Source organism: Paraburkholderia sp. RL18-085-BIA-A (genome assembly GCF_046027075.1).
Classification (GTDB): domain Bacteria; phylum Pseudomonadota; class Gammaproteobacteria; order Burkholderiales; family Burkholderiaceae; genus Paraburkholderia.
In genome coordinates, this window is record NZ_JARESU010000040.1 from 1 (window position 1) to 19,128 (window position 19,128).

16 protein-coding genes are annotated in these 19,128 nt (G+C 65.0%); 14 read left to right on the forward strand and 2 right to left on the reverse strand.

All coding sequences use genetic code 11. The features are described from left to right. Nucleotides 1-80: 80 nt before the first annotated feature. From phaR to P0D89_RS24925, 8 genes are all read left to right on the forward strand, one after another. A complete protein-coding gene (gene phaR / locus P0D89_RS24890; protein ID WP_149673136.1) occupies nucleotides 81-689 on the forward strand; it encodes a polyhydroxyalkanoate synthesis repressor PhaR in 609 nt (202 codons plus the stop codon). A 459-nt stretch (nucleotides 690-1,148) separates the two neighbouring features. Then, nucleotides 1,149-2,171: a tRNA dihydrouridine synthase gene (locus P0D89_RS24895; RefSeq protein WP_408362346.1), complete on the forward strand. Its 1,023-nt coding sequence runs from the start codon at nucleotides 1,149-1,151 to the stop codon at nucleotides 2,169-2,171. Between the two features lie 81 nt (nucleotides 2,172-2,252). Continuing rightward, nucleotides 2,253-3,638 carry a 30S ribosomal protein S12 methylthiotransferase RimO gene (rimO, locus tag P0D89_RS24900; protein WP_408362345.1) on the forward strand — a complete coding sequence of 462 codons (1,386 nt, stop codon included), beginning with the start codon at nucleotides 2,253-2,255 and terminating at the stop codon, nucleotides 3,636-3,638. Between the two features lie 3 nt (nucleotides 3,639-3,641). Beyond that, nucleotides 3,642-4,607: a sugar kinase gene (locus tag P0D89_RS24905; RefSeq protein ID WP_408362344.1), complete on the forward strand. Its 966-nt coding sequence runs from the start codon at nucleotides 3,642-3,644 to the stop codon at nucleotides 4,605-4,607. A 78-nt stretch (nucleotides 4,608-4,685) separates the two neighbouring features. Next, nucleotides 4,686-5,870, forward strand: coding sequence for a beta-ketothiolase BktB (gene bktB, locus P0D89_RS24910; RefSeq protein ID WP_408362343.1), 1,185 nt, complete (start codon nucleotides 4,686-4,688; stop codon nucleotides 5,868-5,870). A gap of 74 nt (nucleotides 5,871-5,944) precedes the next feature. Then, nucleotides 5,945-6,634 carry a hypothetical protein gene (locus tag P0D89_RS24915; protein ID WP_408362342.1) on the forward strand — a complete coding sequence of 230 codons (690 nt, stop codon included), beginning with the start codon at nucleotides 5,945-5,947 and terminating at the stop codon, nucleotides 6,632-6,634. 160 nt (nucleotides 6,635-6,794) lie between these two features. Further along, nucleotides 6,795-7,979, forward strand: a complete 1,185-nt coding sequence (locus tag P0D89_RS24920) for a cystathionine beta-lyase (RefSeq protein ID WP_408362341.1) — start codon at nucleotides 6,795-6,797, stop codon at nucleotides 7,977-7,979. A gap of 177 nt (nucleotides 7,980-8,156) precedes the next feature. Continuing rightward, nucleotides 8,157-8,606, forward strand: a complete 450-nt coding sequence (locus tag P0D89_RS24925) for a hypothetical protein (RefSeq protein WP_408362340.1) — start codon at nucleotides 8,157-8,159, stop codon at nucleotides 8,604-8,606. Nucleotides 8,607-8,884: 278 nt separating this feature from the next. Here the strand turns inward: P0D89_RS24925 and serB are convergent, their stop codons facing one another. Further along, a complete protein-coding gene (gene serB, locus P0D89_RS24930) occupies nucleotides 8,885-9,724 on the reverse strand; it encodes a phosphoserine phosphatase SerB (RefSeq protein WP_408362339.1) in 840 nt (279 codons plus the stop codon). A 320-nt stretch (nucleotides 9,725-10,044) separates the two neighbouring features. Here serB and P0D89_RS24935 point away from each other — a divergent pair, with 320 nt between their 5' ends. The 4 genes from P0D89_RS24935 (at nucleotide 10,045) to P0D89_RS24950 (ending at nucleotide 15,781) form a co-directional block, all read left to right on the forward strand. Further along, on the forward strand, nucleotides 10,045-11,298 hold the full coding sequence (locus tag P0D89_RS24935; protein WP_408362338.1) for a cytochrome P450: 1,254 nt from the start codon (nucleotides 10,045-10,047) through the stop codon (nucleotides 11,296-11,298). Nucleotides 11,299-11,470: 172 nt separating this feature from the next. Next, complete coding sequence (gene ku / locus P0D89_RS24940) at nucleotides 11,471-12,475, forward strand: non-homologous end joining protein Ku (RefSeq protein WP_408377397.1); 1,005 nt, start codon at nucleotides 11,471-11,473, stop codon at nucleotides 12,473-12,475. Between the two features lie 54 nt (nucleotides 12,476-12,529). After that, a complete protein-coding gene (gene ligD / locus P0D89_RS24945) occupies nucleotides 12,530-15,445 on the forward strand; it encodes a DNA ligase D (protein ID WP_408377399.1) in 2,916 nt (971 codons plus the stop codon). Nucleotides 15,446-15,487: 42 nt separating this feature from the next. Further along, on the forward strand, nucleotides 15,488-15,781 hold the full coding sequence (locus P0D89_RS24950; protein ID WP_408362335.1) for a hypothetical protein: 294 nt from the start codon (nucleotides 15,488-15,490) through the stop codon (nucleotides 15,779-15,781). 148 nt (nucleotides 15,782-15,929) lie between these two features. On the opposite strand, the gene P0D89_RS24955 is transcribed toward P0D89_RS24950, so the two are convergent. Continuing rightward, the gene (locus tag P0D89_RS24955) at nucleotides 15,930-16,904 is read right to left on the reverse strand and encodes a LysR family transcriptional regulator (RefSeq protein WP_408362334.1); all 975 of its coding nucleotides are present in this window, start codon (nucleotides 16,902-16,904) and stop codon (nucleotides 15,930-15,932) included. Nucleotides 16,905-17,078: 174 nt separating this feature from the next. Here P0D89_RS24955 and P0D89_RS24960 point away from each other — a divergent pair, with 174 nt between their 5' ends. Together P0D89_RS24960 and P0D89_RS24965 are read left to right on the forward strand one after the other, a co-directional pair. After that, complete coding sequence (locus P0D89_RS24960; RefSeq protein WP_408362333.1) at nucleotides 17,079-18,095, forward strand: zinc-binding alcohol dehydrogenase family protein; 1,017 nt, start codon at nucleotides 17,079-17,081, stop codon at nucleotides 18,093-18,095. A gap of 369 nt (nucleotides 18,096-18,464) precedes the next feature. Beyond that, entirely contained in the window at nucleotides 18,465-19,028 is a 564-nt protein-coding gene (locus P0D89_RS24965; protein ID WP_408362332.1) for a DUF6013 family protein, read from the forward strand. Nucleotides 19,029-19,128 lie beyond the last annotated feature (100 nt).

Here is a 19,128-nt window from a genome sequence, read left to right on the forward strand (position 1 = left end):
GCGGGCGCCCCCCCCCCCCCCCCCCCCCCCCCCCCCCCACGGCGCCGTTTTCGCGCTTAACTCGCGCTCAAAGGCGTTACATGACCACGACTACAAAGAAAACAGCCGAACGACTGATCAAGAAATATCCGAACCGTCGGCTCTACGATACTGAGACAAGCACGTACATCACGCTGACGGATGTCAAACAGCTCGTACTGGATCAGGAGGATTTCAAGGTCATCGATGCGAAGAGCAACGAGGACCTGACGCGCGCCATCCTGTTGCAGATCATTCTCGAAGAGGAGAGCGGCGGCTTGCCGATGTTCTCGTCGTCGATGCTGTCGCAGATCATCCGTTTCTATGGCCATGCGATGCAGGGCATGATGGGCACCTATCTGGAAAAGAACATCCAGGCTTTCATCGACATTCAGGCGAAGCTCGCCGACCAGTCGAAGAATCTGTATGAAGGCAAGGCGATGAATCCGGAAGTCTGGTCGCAATTCATGAACATGCAGGCCCCGATGATGCAGGGCATGATGACGAGCTATATCGAGCAGTCGAAGAACATGTTCGTGCAGATGCAGGAGCAGATGCAGAACCAGGCGAAGTCGATGTTCGCCACGTTCCCGTTCACGCCCGGCGGGCCGGTCAATGCAGGCAACGCGCCAGCCGTGCCGCAAACGAATCCGGAGCCGGAGAAGAAGTAACTGCGGAACGGCAATAATGGTGCGAGCGGCGGCGCGGGCGCCGTCGTTGCTGTCGTTGCCCCGGCCACGCAGACCGGCTCCGATTGCGCATGACAGCGGCGCGGTTGCGGGCGAGCGGCGCGGACCCGCAGGCGCGCGGCAGCTTCGCTGTTGACATGGCCCGCTGCGCGAGGGAACGTGCGCACGCCTCAGCTCACCTCACCGAAGTTCACCGTCGCCGGCGCGGTACAATCGCGGCTTTCGCGCGCGGAACGGTTTGCGCTACGGCCGGCTTTTCGTGGCGCATGAAAGTCTGTAGTTCCTGCCGCAGCGCTCTCTCCATTGTCGCCATCGTCACCGCTCCACGCCGGACCCACCCTATGCTGCAGATCATCTCCGTTACCACGCCGACCTCTTCAACTTCGAAGGCCGGATGGGTCTTCCTCCCTTGAGCGGCCGATCGCAGAACCGGATTTGCGCATGAGCCGGCTGTTTCTCGCCCCGATGGAAGGGCTTGCGGACTACGTGTTGCGCGACGTGCTGACCAGCACGGGCGGATTCGACGGGTGTGTGTCCGAATTCGTCCGCGTGACGGGTTCGCTGCTGCCCGCGCGTGTCTACGAGCGGGAAGCGCCCGAAGTTCTCGACGCAAGCCGCACTCCCAGCGGTACGCCCATGGTGATCCAACTGCTCGGCAGCGATCCCCAGTGGATGGCGCGCAATGCAAGGTATGTGGCTGCGTTGTCGACGTATGGGGTCGACCTGAACTTCGGCTGTCCCGCCAAGGTCGTCAATCAGCACGGCGGCGGGGCCATGCTGCTGGCCGACCCTGAACAACTGCACCGGATCGTTTCCGAGGTTCGCGCCGCGGTGCCGTCGGGCATCGCCGTGACGGCGAAAATGCGCCTTGGCGTGTCCGACACGTCGCTGGCGATTGATTGTGCGGTGGCGCTCGCGGAAGGCGGCGCGGCCTCGCTCGTCGTGCATGCGCGCACGCGCGATCATGGCTACCGGCCGCCCGCGCACTGGGAGTGGATCGCGCGTATCGACGACGCCGTGGACGTGCCGGTCATCGCAAACGGCGAAGTCTGGAGCGTGGCGGATTGGAAGCGGTGCCGGGCCGTCAGCGGCTGCGCGGACGTGATGATCGGGCGCGGCGCCGTGTCGGATCCGTTCCTCGCGTTGCGAATCCGCGGACTGATGGACCCGACCCCATCTGCCGGCGAATGGCAGCGCGTGCTGCGTCAGATCGCCGGCTACCTGAGGAAATTGCAGGCGCGCGCCTCATCCAGCCACGAGCACGGACGTGTCAAGAAGTGGCTCAGCTATCTGCAGCGGACCTGGCCGCAGGCGGGCGAACTGCATGCGGCGATCCGCCGGGTGCAGGATTCGCACGAAATTTTGCGGGTGATCGAGGCCGCGCTGGCGTCCGGCGAGTCCATCCGAAGCCAGCGATCCGGCGCCGTCGAACAGTTCGATCCGACCGAGGCCGTAGCCGGTTGAAGGCTAAAATTCAAAGACTTACGAGCGGTGGACGTGTCGAACCGCTACAATTCAAAGTTTAACGTCTTCAAGCGGTCACTCATGTCTGTCACCCCCACGATTGCCCCGATTGCCGCGCCGAAGGTCGGCTTCGTTTCGCTCGGCTGCCCGAAAGCCCTGGTCGATTCCGAACAGATCATCACCCAGTTGCGCGCCGAAGGTTACGAAATCTCCGGCACGTACGACGGCGCGGACCTCGTGGTCGTCAACACCTGCGGCTTCATCGACGAAGCCGTGCAGGAGAGCCTCGACGCGATCGGTGAAGCGCTCAACGAGAACGGCAAAGTGATCGTCACCGGCTGCCTCGGCGCGAAGAAGAGCGCGAGCGGCTCGGGGCTGATCGAAGAGGTGCATCCGAAGGTGCTTGCCGTGACCGGCCCGCACGCGTTGGGCGAAGTGATGCAGCACGTGCATTCACACCTGCCGAAGCCACACGATCCGTTTGTCGATCTGGTGCCCGCCGCGGGCGTCAAGCTCACACCGCGCCACTACGCGTACCTGAAGATTTCGGAAGGCTGCAACCACCGCTGCACGTTCTGCATCATCCCGTCGATGCGCGGCGACCTCGTGTCGCGTCCGGTCGCTGAAGTGATGCTCGAAGCGGAAAATCTGTTCAAGTCCGGCGTGAAGGAATTGCTGGTGATCTCGCAGGACACCAGCGCTTACGGCGTCGACGTCAAATATCGCACGGGCTTCTGGAACGGCAAGCCGATCAAGACGCGCATGACCGATCTGGTCGGCGCGCTCGGCGAACTCGCCGCGCAATACGGCGCGTGGGTGCGTTTGCACTATGTGTATCCGTATCCGAGCGTCGACGAAGTGATTCCGATGATGGCCGAAGGCCCGTATAAGGGCCACGTGTTGCCGTACCTCGACGTGCCGTTCCAGCACGCGCATCCCGAAGTGCTCAAGCGCATGAAGCGGCCGGCCAACGCGGAGAAGGTGATGGAGCGCGTGAAGGCATGGCGCGAGATGTGCCCGGACCTGACGATCCGCAGCACGTTCATAGCCGGCTTCCCGGGCGAGACCGAAGAGCAGTTCCAGACGCTGCTCGATTTCATCCGCGAGGCGGAGCTGGATCGGGTTGGCTGCTTCGCATACTCGCCGGTCGAAGGCGCGAGCGCCAACGAACTCGACGGCGCGCTGCCCGATGAAGTGCGCGAAGAGCGTCGCGCCCGCTTCATGGAAGTGGCCGAGGAAGTGTCGGCCAAGCGGATCGCGAAGAAGGTCGGCAAGACGCTGAAGGTGCTGGTCGACGAGATCAATGCCGACGGCGGCATTGGCCGCACGGCGGCGGATGCGCCGGAGATCGACGGCGTCGTGTATGTCGCGCCGGCCACCAAGGCGTCCAGGCGCTATAAGGTCGGCGATTTCGTGTCGGTGAAGATCACCGGCGCCGACGGCCACGACCTGTGGGGCGAGGTCTGAGCGATGACCATCAACGTGGCAGTCACGCCTGAAGGCCGCTCCGCACAAGGCGCCCCCGCGGCGATCCTCGCGCTCGGCGAGGCGATGATCGAATTCAATCAGTCCGCGAAAGATCAGCCGAACTACCTGCAAGGCTTCGGCGGCGACACGTCGAACTTCTGCATCGCGGCGGCACGGCAGGGCGCGCGGACCGGCTTCGTGTCGGCGGTCGGCGCGGATCATTTCGGCCGCCTGCTGATCGATCTGTGGGAACGCGAGCTGGTGGATACGTCGCTCGTGCGCGTCAATCCGCATGCGTCCACCGGCGTCTATTTCGTTTCGCATGGTCCCAACGGCCACGCGTTCGACTATCTGCGCGCCGGCTCGGCGGCGAGCCGCTATGCGTCGCACGATCTGCCGCTCGACGCGATCGCCGCGGCCAAGGTCGTCCATCTGTCCGGGATCAGCCTCGCGATCAGCCTGAGCGCCTGCGACGCCGCGCTCGAAGCGATCGCGCATGCGCGCTGCAACGGCGTGCGCGTCAGCTTCGACACCAACCTGCGCCTGAAGCTGTGGCCGCTCGCGCGGGCCCGCGCGGTGATGCTCGAAGCGATCCGCCAGACCGACATCTGCCTGCCGAGCTGGGACGACGTCACCGAACTCACCGGCCTGACCGGCCGTGACGAGATCGTCGATTTCCTGCTGTCACACGGTCCGCGCGTGGTGGCGCTGAAGCTCGGCAAGGAGGGCTCGTACATCGCGACGCCCGACGAGCGGCGCGTCTTGCCGGGCCACGCCGTCAATGCGGTCGATGCGACCGGCGCGGGCGACTGCTTCGGCGGCGCATTCATCGCGCGTATTGTCGCGGGCGACGATCCCTTTGCGGCGGCGCGTTACGCGAACGTCGCCGCGGCGCTGTCTACTCAAGGCTACGGCGCGGTGGCGCCGATTCCCTCGCGCGCGACCGTCGAACAGCTGCTCGCGGGCTGAACGCCACGCCCCACGACGCGCGGCCCGCCGAGGTAAGATCATCCTGGCGATTTTCAGAGACTGGAAGAGGAGCGAGCGATGCAACGGGACGTAGTGGTGGTAAGCGGTGTGCGGACGGCAATCGGCGGATTCGGCGGCAGTCTGAAGGACTTTGCGCCGACCGATCTCGGCGCGCGCGTGGTGCGCGAAGCGCTGGCCCGCGCCAGCGTGTCGGGCGACGAAGTCGGTCACGTCGTGTTCGGCAACGTGGTGCATACCGAGCCGAAAGACATGTATCTGGCGCGCGTGGCCGCGATCGACGGCGGCGTCGCGCAGCACACGCCCGCGTTGACCGTGAACCGGTTGTGCGGCTCGGGCCTGCAGGCGATCGTGTCGGCTGCGCAAAGCATCCTGCTCGGCGACGCCGACATCGCGATCGGCGGCGGCGCGGAAAACATGAGCCGCGCACCTTACTCGATGCCCGCCGCGCGCTTCGGTCAGCGCATGGGCGACGCGCGCCTCGTCGACATGATGGTGGGCGCGCTGAACGACCCGTTCCAGTCGATCCACATGGGCGTGACCGCCGAAAACGTCGCGCGCAAATACGACATCTCGCGCGAAGCGCAGGACGCGCTTGCGCTCGAATCGCATCGTCGCGCGGCTCACGCGATCACGAGCGGCTACTTCAAGGAACAGATCCTGCCGATCAAGATCGCGTCGAAGAAAGGCGAGGTCGTGTTCGACACCGACGAGCACGCGCGCATGAACGCATCGGCGGAAGACTTCTCGAAGCTCAAGCCGGTGTTCGCGAAGGAAAACGGCACGGTGACGGCTGGCAATGCGTCGGGCATCAACGACGCCGCCGCCGCGCTCGTGCTGATGGAGCGCAGCGTTGCCGAAAAGCGCGGCGTGAAGCCGCTGGCGCGGCTGGTGTCGTACGCGCATGCCGGCGTCGATCCGGCGTACATGGGCATCGGTCCCGTGCCCGCGACCCGCAAGGCGCTCGAGCGGGCCGGCCTGACGGTGGCCGACCTCGACGTGATCGAGGCGAACGAGGCGTTCGCCGCGCAGGCGTGCGCCGTTAGCAAGGAGCTGGGCTTCGATCCGGCGAAGGTGAATCCGAACGGCTCGGGCATTTCGCTCGGCCACCCGATCGGCGCGACCGGCGCGTTGATTACCGTCAAGGCGCTGTACGAATTGCAGCGGATCGGCGGGCGCTACGCGCTGGTCACGATGTGCATCGGCGGCGGGCAGGGCATTGCGGCGATCTTCGAGCGGGTCTGACGCTCGGGGTGAACCCGGGACGAACTCAGGGTGAGCCGCCAGTAAGCATGTATCAGGCAATAAGGAAGGAACGGATGCGGGAATCGAAAGCGATGAAGGACGCGGTGAAAGATACGCTGAAGCACCCGGCGGCGCGGCGCGGTTGGGCAATCATCGGCGCGGCCGCGTTGCTGTGTGCCGGCACGGCGGCATTGATGCCGGCGCCGGCCTGGGCCGAAAGCGACGCGGTCAAGGAACTGGCGGCGCCCCCGCCGATCCAGTTGCCGCTCAAGCCGAGCCCCGAGTTCGCGAAATTCCCGCGCTACGCGGGCATGCTGGGCAAGCGTCAGATCGTGCTGCGTCTCGGCGCGAAAACCGACGATCCGTCCGGCGTGCACGGCGAGTATCAGTTCACCGACAACGGCGAAGTGATCCTGATTGCAGGCGACCGGGATGGCGATACGCTCGAAGTCGAGGAGTCGAACGACGGCACCCACATCACCGGCAACTGGGTCGGCAAGTTAGCGGCGGACGGCTCGGTTGCGGGCGACCGGATGAACGTCGACGATTCCGATCCGCAGCCGTTCGACCTGAAGCCGCTCGCGGCGGGACAGGCGGTGCCGGCGCCCGGTGCGCCGGCGGTCGCACAGGCCACCCCGGCCACCCCGGCGTCACCAGCAGCCGGAGCGACGCCGCAAAACTCGGCAAGCGGCCGCGCCGCTGTGCCGGCTCCGGCCGGCGCGCATCCGGTGGGCGGCGTCAGCAACCTGCAAACCGGCGAGTGAAGCCGCTGCCACGCGAGCTGGCCGGCTCGCGCGCCGTCCGGCCGGTGCGATCCAGCTTGACTCGTCTACTCTTGCGTAAGCGATGCGCGTGCCGAAACCGCGTGGCCGCCGCTTTCGTTTCGCTTCTGTCAGTTCCTGTCTGCTTTCACAGAACATCATCATGACCCAATCCAAACTCAAACGCGCTCTGCAAACCCGCACCGTGCGCGCAGACGACCAGATCACGCCGGGCTTCGAGTCGTTCTCGACGCCGGTCACGCGCGCGTCGACGGTCGTGTTCCCCGATCTTGCGACCATGCGCGCGCTCGACTGGAAAAACGACGCGCAATGGCGTTACGGCCTGCACGCCACGCCGACCTCGCTCGCGCTGGCGCAGCGCCTTGCCGCCATCGAGGGCGGTAATCACGCGTTGTTGCAGCCGTCGGGACTGTCGTCGATTTCGAACGTGTACTTCGGCCTGGTCAAGGCAGGCGACGACGTGCTGATTCCCGATAACGTGTACTCGCCGAACCGCGATCATGGCGACTGGCTGGCGCGCGATTTCGGCGTCACGGTGCGCTATTACGATCCGATGATCGGCGCGGGCATCGCCGATCTGATCCAGCCGAACACGCGCCTCATCTGGATCGAAGCGCCCGGCTCGGTGACGATGGAAGTGGCCGACGTGCCCGCCATCACGGCGGCGGCGCGCGCGCACAAGGTCGTCACGGCGATCGACAACACGTGGTCCGCGGGGCTCGCGTTCCGGCCGTTCGACCACGGCGTCGACATCTCGGTGCAGGCGCTGACCAAGTATCAGTCGGGCGGCGGCGACGTGCTGATGGGCGCGACCATCACGGTCGACCGCGAACTGCATCTGAAGCTGAAAGCGGCGCGCATGCGTATGGGGATCGGCGTTTCTTCGGACGACTGCTCGCTGATTCTGCGCAGTCTGCCTTCCATGCAGCTGCGTTTCGCCCAGCACGACCGCGCGGCGCTCGGATTGGCCACGTGGCTGAAGAGCCGTGCGGAAATCGCCGCGGTGTTGCACCCGGCAATCGCCGACTGTCCGGGCCACGAGTTTTTCAAGCGCGACTTTACGGGGGCGGGCGGGCTGTTTTCGGTCGTGTTCGACGGCCGCTACAGCGCGGCGCAAATCGACACGTTCTGCGAGTCGCTCGAACTCTTTTCGATCGGCTGGAGCTGGGGCGGCGCGCACAGCCTCGTGATGCCGTACGACGTGGCGTCGATGCGCACCGCGGGGCAGTGGCCGCATCGCGGCACGCTGGTGCGGTTCTATATCGGCCTCGAAGAAGAGGCGGATCTGCGCGCGGATATCGAGCACAGCCTCGCCGCGCTCGCCTGAACGTCTGAGCCCCATCCGTTACGACGCTGAGCCGGCCCATCGGGATATGTTCCCGGTGGGCTTTTTTTTGTCCAGATAGCCAGTAAGCCTAACCATTCGGCTAATGGCCGAAGCCGGATCTCGACGCTACGATGGTGCGCATTCCGCCTCAGGGCTGCCGCACGAAGGTGAGCTTCGATGAATCTTTTCTTCTGGATGTTGCTGAATCTCGGCGTGCCGATTATCGGCCCGATCTTCACGCTTGCGCTCGTCGCACCTGCGCACGGCTGGCGCGTCGCGAAGGCGTTGATCGCCGCGTCGGTGAAAGACGGTCAGCTGTTCTGGTGTGCCAGCGGGCTGTGCGCTTGCGCCGCTTATGAAGTGCTGGCGGCGTTGGAGCGGGGCGGTCGCGAGGTGCCGATCCTCGCCCTTTGCATGGTTGGACTATGCATCATGGGGTTCGTCTGTTCCGTCCTCGTGATGTTGGGATCGGTGAACGCTTATCGCGATCGGATGGACAAAGGCGCTCGCGAGGGGAGCCCGCCAGTCATCGTCTATGCGTTCTCGCGTATCGAAGTAAGCTTGTCTGTTTTGCTTACGCTCGTTGCCGCCACTCTGTTTGCAATCCTACACGTGCACTTTTCCTGATTTATTGGATAGTGCCGCATTTATACTGGTCTTTTCAAAGGAGGCGTTGATGAAAAAGTTATCCCTCTATCTGGCATCCGACGAAATCTACCCGCGTGTTTTGAAGTGGTCCGGCATTGTCGTAAGTGTCTATGCAATTTTCCTGTTTGTAGTCATCCTGATAGACGGTCTAAATAGATAACGCGTCGCCGGCGTCGGGCCGCCGCTTAAGCGGTCCCAAGCATCAACAGACATTACCCGGGCGCCACCTCACGCATCATTCGGGCTTCGCGCCGGCATCAGAACAACCGCAGCAAGCCGTCCAGTCCAACGTGGTTGAACGCCACGCTGGCCGCTTGGCGCACCACCGGCTTCGCGCGGAATGCAACGGAGAGTCCCGCCGCGGCCATCATCTTCAGGTCGTTCGAGCCGTCGCCCATTGCAATCGCGCGAGTCGGTTCAATACCGAGCGTGGCGCATGTTTCGCGCAGCGTGCGCGCTTTTACGTCCGCGTTGACGATCTCGCCGATCACGTTGCCGGTCAGCTTGCCATCCACGATTTCAAGCGTGTTCGCGCGCGTGAAATCAAGACCCAGGCGTGCCTTCAGCTTTTCGGTAAAGAACGCGAATCCGCCCGACACCAGCAGCGTCTTCAATCCTGCGTCTTTCGCGCCGGCCAGCATCCGTTCCGCGCCCGGTGATAGTTGCAGCCGCTCGTCGTAAACGCGTTCGAGCGCGCTTGCGTCAAGACCCTTGAGCAGCGCCACGCGGCGCGTCAGGCTTTCGTTGAAGTCCTTGATCTCGCCGCGCATCGCCGCTTCGGTGATCGCGGCCACTTCCGCTTTCAGCCCGCAGAAGTCGGCTATCTCGTCGATGCATTCGATCGTGATCAGCGTCGAATCCATGTCCATCGCGACGAGGCCGAAGTCACGCAGCTGCCGCCCGGGCTCGATGAACGCGTAGTCCAGTTGGTGAGTGCCGCAATAGACCTCGAGGTCGGCGCGCTGTGCGAGGTTCGCGTCGGCGATACGCAGCGCATGCGTGTCGATCATGGTGGCGTGCGAACCGCGTGAGAGCGCGACGAGCGTTTTGTGGTGGTCGGCGCTAAGGGGCGCGGGACTTTGAATGACGAGGTTCATGGACGACGCAGTAACGCTGGAAAGATGAAGCGCGCGGCGCGCGCGGAAAATGCCGCTATTGTATCGGTTCTGCGCGACGCGCCGCCGCGCACGGCCGCGCTGCGAGCTGTTGCGCGCGAGCGTACCGTGCAATCCTGCAAGGCCCGGTTCATACTGGCGCTTCCAACCGCGCCTCGTAGCCGCTGCGCTTTCTGATCGCCTCACGCGCAACGCACGGCGTGTCTGACAGGAAGCGCATCGCACAAGCAGCAACGCCGCGCACGAGGCGCATACAAGCACATACAAGCGCGCACCGAACGCGCACCCGAATGGAGACACGCATGACCCCGGCGACCGCCAGCGACGCATCCCTGCTTGCACGTGACTTCGATCTGCGGCACCTGAGCCCCGCGTTCTACGCCGATCCGTATCCTGTCTACCATGCGCTGCGCGCTCACGAGCCCGTCAAGCGCATGCCCGACGGCTCACTGTTTTTGACCCGCTATCGCGACGTGCAGGCAGTCTATCGCGACCCGAAAGCCTTCAGCTCTGACAAGACCGTCGAATTCAAGCCGAAATACGGCGACTCGCCGCTCTACGCGCATCACACGACCAGTCTGGTATTCAACGATCCGCCGCGCCACACGAGGGTGCGCAAACTGATCGCCGGTGCGCTCACGGCGCGAGCCATTTCGGCGATGGAACCGGGTCTGGTGCGCCTCGTCGACGGCCTGCTCGATGCGGCCGCCGGGCGCGGCCGCATCGACCTGATCGGCGAATTCGCGGCGGCGATTCCAGTCGAGATCATCGGCAATCTGCTCGACGTGCCGCACGACGAGCGCGAGCCGCTGCGCGACTGGTCGCTCGCGATACTCGGCGCGCTCGAGCCGTCGCTGACCGACGCGCAACTCGAACGCGGCAATCGCGCGGTCAGCGAATTCATCGACTATCTGCGCGGTCTGGTCGCGCGACGTCGCCGCCAGCCCGGCGACCCGCAGCACGACGTGCTGACGCGGCTCATCCAGGGCGAGGAAGGGGGCGAGCAATTGTCGGAAGCGGAGCTGTTGCAAAACTGCATTTTCATTCTGAACGCCGGGCACGAGACGACCACCAACCTGATCGGCAACGGCCTCGTCACGCTCGCTGGCTGGCCCGAGCAGCGCGCCGCGTTGCTGCGCGAGCCGTCGCTGATCGAGTCGGCGGTCGAGGAGTGTTTGCGCTTCGAGAGCTCGAACCAGCTCGGCAATCGCATGGCGACCGTCGACATCGAGATCGGCGGCGTCGCGATCGCGCGCGGCACGCCGGTTACGCTGTGCATCGGCGCGGCCAATCGCGACCCGGAACAATTTCCGGAGCCGGACCGCTTCGATATTCGCCGCACGCCGAACCGGCATCTCGCGTTCGGCTTCGGCATTCATCAGTGCGCGGGGCTGTCGCTCGCGCGGCTCGAAGCGCGTATCGCGATCGGTCGCTTCGTGCAGCGCTTTCCGGTTTATCGCCTCGATGGCGAGCCGACGCGCGGCGGACGGGTGCGTTTTCGCGGCTTCGCGGCGGTGCCGGTCGAACTGGAGCCGCTGCCCGGGCAAGCGGGATAGCAAGCCGCTTGTGTCGCACGCCGTAGCTTTTGCCGGCCTGTCGCAAGACTTACAGCCCTGGCCGTTGGCCGCCCGCACCGCGCCACGCGCCGGCTCAGGCCTGAAAGCCGTGGCACGCTTGCTGCTTCGTTTCAGGTCTCAGCATCAGGTCTCAGGCCCATGGGAGCGCACGATGGCACGCATGATCTGGAAAGGCGCGATCAGCTTCGGGCTCGTCCATGTACCGGTGCAGTTGTATCCGGCGACGCAGTCGGAGAAAGTCGGTTTCAATCTGCTCGACAAACGCACGATCGATCCGATCGGCTACAAGCAGATCAACAAGCGCACCGGCAAGGATGTGACGCGCGAGCACATCGTGCGCGGGTTCGAGTATGAGAAGGACAAGTACGTGGTGCTCTCGGACGACGAGATCCGCGCGGCAAATCCAGAATCGACGCAGACGGTCGACATCCTCGCGTTCGTCGACGCGCCCGACATCTCGTTTCTCTATCTCGACACGCCGTACTTCCTGACGCCCGACCGCAAGGGCGACAAGGTGTACGCGCTGCTGCGCGAAGCGATGAAGGCGTCGGGCAAGGTCGGCGTCGCGAGCGTCGTCTTGCACAACAAGCAACATCTGGCCGCGCTGATTCCGGTCGGCCCGGTGCTGGCGCTGAACACGCTGCGCTGGGCCGCCGAGGTGCGCGACTTCGACGAATTCAAGCTGCCGCCCGAAGGCATGAAGGCCGCCGGCGTGTCCACGCGCGAACTCGACATGGCGAAAAAGCTGATCGACGACATGAGCGATACGTGGGACCCGTCGCAGTATCACGACACGTTCCGCGACGACATCATGGCGCTCGTCGATCGCAAGATTCGCGCGGGCAAGACCGAGGAGATCACCGAGGTCGAAGCGCCGCACGAGTCGCGTCAATCGGCCGACATTCTCGACCTGTCCGATCTGCTCAAGCGCAGCCTGGGCCGGGGCAAGGGCAAGCAGTCGGCCGGCGACCGCAAGCGGGCCGCTGACGATGACGACGAGAGCGACGCCGAGGCCGAAAGCGGGACTTCGACGCCGGCCCGCAAAAAGACTCGCGCCACGAGTGCGGGAAGTACGGCGCGCGGCCGTGCCGCGACGAAAACCGCGGCTAAAAGCGCTGCGACGCCCGCGGCCCGCAAGCGGCGCGCGGCGGCCTGAGCGCACGGCTGATCGGAAGCGCCGCGCCCATCCATTCGCGACGATGTCACCGCCATGAACGAGCGACTCGATCTCTACCATCGCAAGCGCCGCTTCGACGAAACGCCGGAGCCTTCCGGCGTTCACGCGGCTCGCAAGCGCGCCGCCCGGAAAGCGGCGCCGCGCGCAGCGGACCACGCGCTTTCGTACGTGATTCAGGAGCATGACGCGCGGCGCCTGCATTACGACTTCCGGCTCGAACTGAACGGCGCGCTGCTGTCGTGGGCGGTGCCGAAGGGGCCGAGCCTCGACCCGTCGGTGAAACGACTGGCGGTGCATGTCGAAGATCACCCGGTCGAATATGGATCGTTCGAAGGAGAGATTCCGCCCGGCAATTACGGGGCGGGCACCGTGATCGTGTGGGATCGCGGCACGTGGGAGCCGGTCGGCAGCGTCGACGACGCGGCGCGTTCCTACGCGGCCGGCAAGCTCAAGTTCAGGCTTCACGGCGAGAAGTTGCGCGGCGGCTGGACGCTGGTGCGCAGTCACATGCGCGGCAGCGGCGACAAGGAGCAATGGCTGTTGATCAAGGAGCGTGACGACGAGGCGCGCGACGAGAGCGAGTACGACGTGCTGAAAGAGCAGCCGGGGAGCGTGCTGGGCGAGGGCGCGTCGGCAGGCGGGGGCACGAACGCAGCGGGTGCGGCGAGCGCGAAAGGGCCAGGTAAAACCGCGAGCAAAGTGGCAGGCAAGAGCGCAAGCAAAACCTCGGCGAACCTTAAAGCCACCGCCGCTTCAAACGCATCCACCACGGCCCCGAAAGGCGCCAGCAAGCGCGGCGCATCGAGCGCTTCGTCACGCCGGGCCGACCCGAAGCGCCCCGATATCGTCGCCACACGCACCACGCAGTCGCTGCGCGAGCTGGCCGCGTCGCCGTCGATCGAAGGCGCTGTCAAAGCCCGTCTGCCCGCCAGCTTCAAGCCTCAACTGGCGACCCTCGTCGACGCCCCGCCGCCCGGCGGCGACTGGCTGTACGAAATCAAGTTCGATGGCTACCGGGTGCTGGCCCGTATCGACCGGTCGGCCAAAGGCCGCGCCGTCAAGGTGTTTACGCGCGCCGGCAACGACTGGACCGCGAAATTCAGCAAGCAGGTCGAAGCATTCGATCAGCTTGCCCTCGATAGCGCATGGCTCGACGGCGAAGCGGTCGTGCTCGACGAACGTGGCGTGCCGGGTTTCCAGGCGCTGCAAAACGCCTTCGACTCGAACCGCCCGCAGGACATCGTCATCTATCTGTTCGACGTTCCTTTTTTGAACGGCTATGACTTGCGCGGCGTGCCGCTCGAACAGCGCCGCGCGATTCTGCGTGCGCTGATGGAAGGCTTCGACGACCGCGTGCTGCGCTTCTCGAACGACTTCGATTTCAGCGTCGACGAGCTGCTCAAAAGCGCCTGCGACATGGCGCTCGAAGGGATCATCGGCAAGCGGCGCGATAGCGGCTACCTGTCGGGGCGCTCGCAGACGTGGATCAAGCTGAAATTCCGGCGGCGCCAGGAGTTCGTGATCGGCGGCTATTCGGAGCCGAGCGGCAGTCGCGCGGCGTTCGGTGCGCTGCTGCTCGGCGTCTACGATGGCGAAGGCAAGCTGCGCTACGCCGGCCGGGTCGGAACGGGTTTCGACGCCGCCTTGCTGCGCTCGGTCAAGAAGGCGCTCGACGCGCATGAGACCTCGCGTATGCCGTTCGCCGGCGCACCACGCGAGCGCAGCCGCACGCCGGTGCATTGGGTGGAACCGGTGCTCGTCGCCGAATGCAACTTCGCCGAATGGACGAGCGACGGGATCGTGCGTCAGGCGTCGTTCGTCAGTCTGCGCGACGACAAGCCGGCGCGTCAGATCGTCAAGGAAGCACCCCGCCAAGGAGCCGACGTGCAACAGCAAACCGACACTGGGTCCGATGCTGCGCCGAAGAAACGCGCGACGTCGAAGACCACGACCGCGAAGACCGCAGCCGCGAAATCCACAGCCGCGAAATCCACAGCCGCGAAATCCACAGCCGCGAAATCCACACCCGCGAAATCCACAGCAAAATCAGCCGCCGCTACCGAAGTCGCCGGCGTGCGGGTGTCTCATCCCGACCGCGTGATCGACAAGAGCACCGGCACGCGCAAAATCGATCTCGTGCAGTACTACGAATCGGTCGCGGACTGGATGCTTCCGCATCTGCAGGACCGGCCGGTGTCGCTGGTGCGCGCACCCGAGGACATCGGCGGCGAGCTGTTCTTCCAGAAGCACAGCCAGAAACTGTCGATTCCCAACGTCACGCAGCATCCGGGTCTCGACGCGGGTCATCCGCCGCTGATCACCGTCGAAACGCTCAAAGCGCTGGTCGGCGCCGCGCAGATGGGCACGGTCGAATTTCACACATGGAATGCGGTCGCGTCGAACATCGAAAAGCCCGATCGCATGGTGTTCGATCTCGATCCCGACGCGTCGCTCGGCTGGGAGCGCATGATCGAAGCCGCGCAACTGACGCGCTCGCTGCTCGAAGAACTCGGCCTCGAATCGTTCTGCAAGACGAGCGGCGGCAAGGGACTGCATGTCGTCGTGCCGCTCGCGAAGCAGGCGGGCTGGGACGAGGTGAAGGACTTCTCGCAGGCTGTCGCGCAGCACATGGCGACGACCCTGCCCAAGTACTTCAGCGCGAAGATGGGCGCGCAGAACCGCAAGCAGAAAATCTTCATCGATTACCTGCGCAACAACCGCGGCTCGAGCACGGTGGCCGCATTTTCGGCGCGCGCGCGGCCGGGCCTGGGCGTGTCGGTGCCGCTTTCGTGGGACGAAGTCGCGTCCACCACGGGCGGCGATCAATGGAACATCGAGAACCTGCACGAGCGCCTCGCCGGTCTGAAGCGCGATCCGTGGGCGGACTATGCGAAGACCCGTCAGCGCATCACGGCCGCGATGAAAAAACGTCTGGACGAAGCGCAATGAGCGCTTGCCGGCCGACCTCACTCAATTGACAAGGAGTACGTCATGAAGACCACACCGCAATCGTCGGATGGCGACAAGCAGGCCGATCCGCATGCGCAAAAGCAGCCACGTTCGTTGCAGGAAGCCGCCGCGCCGCTGCCGCATGAAGCCGACCAGAATCCGGAGTCGCAGCACGAGGACGCGCCGCGCCATGTCGGCAAGCAGGCGCACCGCGACCTTGAGCGCGGCCTGAAGGACACCGACCGCCGCGGCGGTGACGAGTATCAGCAGATGACACAGAACGATGCTCACAGCGACGTCAATTCGGACGACAAGCGGACTGCCAAGAGGCGGTAGCGCAGGCGCTGACGGATGTGGGGTCGAGCGGCGGCAGCGACAGTCGCACTGTCTCGACTGTCGCCGGCCGGTTTGAGCCCGGGCCGCCACCGGCATTGGCGCCCCGCGCGGCGCGATCCGACTTGCGCCATCGTCAAACCCAATAACCTCACCCCGGTTCCAGATCCCAATACGGTGGATCGCCGAAATGCGCGGCCAGAAACTCGATGAACACGAGCGTCTTCGGCGGCACGAATGCCCGGCTCGGATACACCGCCCAGATCGCCACATGCTCCGCGAGCGCATAGCTGTCGAGTACGCTGACCAGTGCGCCGCTGCGCAAATACGGCGCCACGTCCCACGTCGATTTCAGTGCGATGCCGAAACCGGCCAGCAGCGCGTCGCGGATCACCTCGCCGTTGTCGGTGACGAGGCGCCCGCTCACACGCACGTCGAGCGGCCCGCTCGGCGTCACGAAAGCCCAGTCGCGCTGGTCCGACAGGATCATGCATTCATGCTGCGCGAGGTCCGTCGGATGATGCGGCGTGCCACGCGCGGCGAGATAGGCGGGCGCCGCGCACAGCACGCGGCGGTTCACCGCGAGACGCCGCGCCACCAGCGACGAATCCTTCAGCACGCCGACGCGAATCGCCACGTCGATCCCCGCGTCGACCAGGTCGACCAACTGATCGGTCAGCCGCAGGTCCACGCTCACGCCGGGATAGCGGCGCAGAAAATCGCTGATCACCGGCGACACGTGCTGACGCCCGAACGACGACGGCATCGACACCCGTAAGCGGCCCTGCGGCTCGGCTTGCGCGCGGCCCACCGACGCGCGCGCAGCGGCAGCCGCGTCGAGCAGCGCCTCGGCGCGTGTCATGAACACTTCACCGTCCTGCGTGAGGCTGATGCGGCGGGTGGTCCGATGCAGCAGGCGCGCGCCGAGCAGCCTTTCCAGCTGCGCGATCCGCGAACTCGCAACCGCCGCCGACAAACCGAACTCGCGGCCGGCCGCCGACACGTTGGCGAGCAGCGCGGCGCGCACGAACAGTGCTACGTCGAGCAGATCGAGCCGCTCGCGGTCGTTATGCGACGCTGGGGCGGCTTGCGTGTTGGGACCAGGACGCGAACCAGGACGATCCATTATTCGGAAATTCAAAAAGATGTTTCAATCATTATGACGGTTTTAGAAGAATAAGAACCGCCTTAGGATGACGTCAATGGAGCGGCGGGCTGGAAAGCGGCGCCAGGCCAGGCCGCCTAAGCTACCCACATGGACCGCCGGTCCTTCCCCTCATCTGAAAGAACAGGAGCATCTATGAAAGCCGTCGGACTCTACCGTTACCTGCCGATCGATCAACCCGAAGCGCTCGTCGATGTCGATCTCCCGAAACCCGAAGCCACGGGCCGCGACTTGCTGGTGCAGGTTGAAGCGATCTCCGTCAACCCGGTCGATACCAAGGTGCGCGCGCCGAAAGACAGCGTCGAAGAAAAGCCGCGCGTGCTGGGCTGGGACGCGGCCGGCACGGTGGCCGCGGTCGGGCCGGAGGTGACGCTGTTCAAGGTCGGCGATCCGGTGTTCTACGCGGGGAGCATCACGCGGCCGGGCGCCAATAGCGAGTTCCATCTGGTCGACGAGCGCATCGTCGGGCGCAAGCCGGCGTCGCTCGATTTCACTCACGCGGCCGCGCTGCCGTTGACCGCGATCACCGCATGGGAAGCGTTGTTCGACCGCCTCGGCGTGTCGCCGCAAGGCGCGCACGAAGGCTGCACCGTGCTGATTTTCGGCGGCGCGGGCGGGGTCGGCTCGATCGGCATTCAATTGGCGAAGCAGTTGGCGAAGCTGAAAGTGATTGCGACAGCGTCGCGTCCCGAATCCGCAAAATGGGCGACGGAACTGGGCGCCAATCACATCGTCGATCACTTCGGCGACATTCCCGCGCAGTTGAAGCACCTCGGCATCGGGCAGGTCGACTATGTGCTGATGTTCAACGACACCGACCGCAATTTCCCGGCGGCCGCGCAGATCATCAAGCCGCAAGGCAGCATCTGCACGATCGTCGAAAACAGCAAGCCGGTGCCGGTCGAACTATTGAAGGCGAAAAGCGCCGCGTTTCATTGGGAGTTCATGTTCACGCGTTCGATGTTCGGCACGCCCGACATGATCGAACAGCACAAGCTGCTGACCGAAGTGGCGCGCCTCGTCGACGCGGGCACACTGCGCACGACCGTCGGCCAGCAACTCGGTGCGATCAACGCGGCGAATCTGCGCCGCGCGCATCAGCTGCTAGAAGAAGGGCGCGCGATCGGCAAGCTGGTGCTGACTGGGTTCTGAACCGCGCATTCTGTTGATGGACGATGGCCGGCGTCGCGGCGATGCGCGCCGGCCATACATCGTTCGACGCCCCATGCCAGGCGTCGCGAGGATCGCGAGCAACGCGTCAGGCGTCTCGCCGGCCATCACTCACGCACAACAGACACGGAAGAAAACACACGCAGAAAACGCGTCCCCGCAAGCGGGATAACACCCAAGCTCGCGCGGCACGCGCAGCCTTCCGCTTGGCGTTAGACTGGTGGTGCATCATGCGAAAACGGTTGCGTGTCCCGCGACCCGGCTGGCCGCGCATTCACCGGCTCCAGTCAGGCGGTCCGCAGGCAGTAGCGCTGAAGCGGGCGCGCAGCGGCACAACAACGAGGTGACAGTATGAGCTCCAGCTTCAAACTCTCCGCCGTTTCAGTTGTCGCTTCTCTCGCTTGCGCGCTCGCGCCCGGCATGCTCGTGCCGGTGGCTCACGCGGCCACGCCGATCACGGTGACGTCCCAGTCCGCGCTCGACGGTCCGATCCGCTATACGGTTCGCGTCACGTCGAAGCAGTTCGGCAATTCACAGGAAACCCGCACGATCCGCTCCGGCGAATCGGACGACTTCACGTGGAAGACCGTGCCGCCGGGCGGCCCGGTGGCCGGCACGGATGCGTGTCCGAACTATGCGTCGCTGCCGGTGGACACCAACGGCGCGATGATTCGCCAGACGCAGATCCGCTTTGCGCCGGTCGTCTCCAGCGACGGCACGGCGAGTGTGCAGTTGAGCTTCCAGGCGCAGACGCCGCACGGTGTGAAGACCGTCACGAGCGGCGGCAAAACGATCAAGTGTCCGAACGATGTGACCGTGAGCCAGATTCTGCGCTTTACGATGCCGGTCAACGGCAGCACGAAAACGCTGACGCTCAACGACGGCACCGAAGTGGCGGTCAGCGCGAAGCGTTGACGCGAGGCGCGTGCGCCGGACGTGGCCTGAGCACGCGACGTGCGCCACTTCCGCGAGGTCGGCAACACGTAGGCGGTGCACCCAACGTGCGCCGCCGGTC

Excerpts from the sequence above, each read along its gene's own strand:
- P0D89_RS24915 (WP_408362342.1), top strand. The coding sequence starts at position 5,945 with ATGCGGGAATCGAAAGCGATGAAGGACGCGGTGAAAGATACGCTGAAG.
- ku (WP_408377397.1), top strand. The coding sequence starts at position 11,471 with ATGGCACGCATGATCTGGAAAGGCGCGATCAGCTTCGGGCTCGTCCAT.
- phaR (WP_149673136.1), top strand. The coding sequence starts at position 81 with ATGACCACGACTACAAAGAAAACAGCCGAACGACTGATCAAGAAATAT.
- serB (WP_408362339.1), bottom strand. The coding sequence starts at position 9,724 with ATGAACCTCGTCATTCAAAGTCCCGCGCCCCTTAGCGCCGACCACCAC.
- P0D89_RS24905 (WP_408362344.1), top strand. The coding sequence starts at position 3,642 with ATGACCATCAACGTGGCAGTCACGCCTGAAGGCCGCTCCGCACAAGGC.
- P0D89_RS24955 (WP_408362334.1), bottom strand. The coding sequence starts at position 16,904 with ATGGATCGTCCTGGTTCGCGTCCTGGTCCCAACACGCAAGCCGCCCCA.
- ligD (WP_408377399.1), top strand. The coding sequence starts at position 12,530 with ATGAACGAGCGACTCGATCTCTACCATCGCAAGCGCCGCTTCGACGAA.
- P0D89_RS24965 (WP_408362332.1), top strand. The coding sequence starts at position 18,465 with ATGAGCTCCAGCTTCAAACTCTCCGCCGTTTCAGTTGTCGCTTCTCTC.
- P0D89_RS24950 (WP_408362335.1), top strand. The coding sequence starts at position 15,488 with ATGAAGACCACACCGCAATCGTCGGATGGCGACAAGCAGGCCGATCCG.
- rimO (WP_408362345.1), top strand. The coding sequence starts at position 2,253 with ATGTCTGTCACCCCCACGATTGCCCCGATTGCCGCGCCGAAGGTCGGC.
- P0D89_RS24935 (WP_408362338.1), top strand. The coding sequence starts at position 10,045 with ATGACCCCGGCGACCGCCAGCGACGCATCCCTGCTTGCACGTGACTTC.
- bktB (WP_408362343.1), top strand. The coding sequence starts at position 4,686 with ATGCAACGGGACGTAGTGGTGGTAAGCGGTGTGCGGACGGCAATCGGC.
- P0D89_RS24920 (WP_408362341.1), top strand. The coding sequence starts at position 6,795 with ATGACCCAATCCAAACTCAAACGCGCTCTGCAAACCCGCACCGTGCGC.
- P0D89_RS24960 (WP_408362333.1), top strand. The coding sequence starts at position 17,079 with ATGAAAGCCGTCGGACTCTACCGTTACCTGCCGATCGATCAACCCGAA.
- P0D89_RS24925 (WP_408362340.1), top strand. The coding sequence starts at position 8,157 with ATGAATCTTTTCTTCTGGATGTTGCTGAATCTCGGCGTGCCGATTATC.
- P0D89_RS24895 (WP_408362346.1), top strand. The coding sequence starts at position 1,149 with ATGAGCCGGCTGTTTCTCGCCCCGATGGAAGGGCTTGCGGACTACGTG.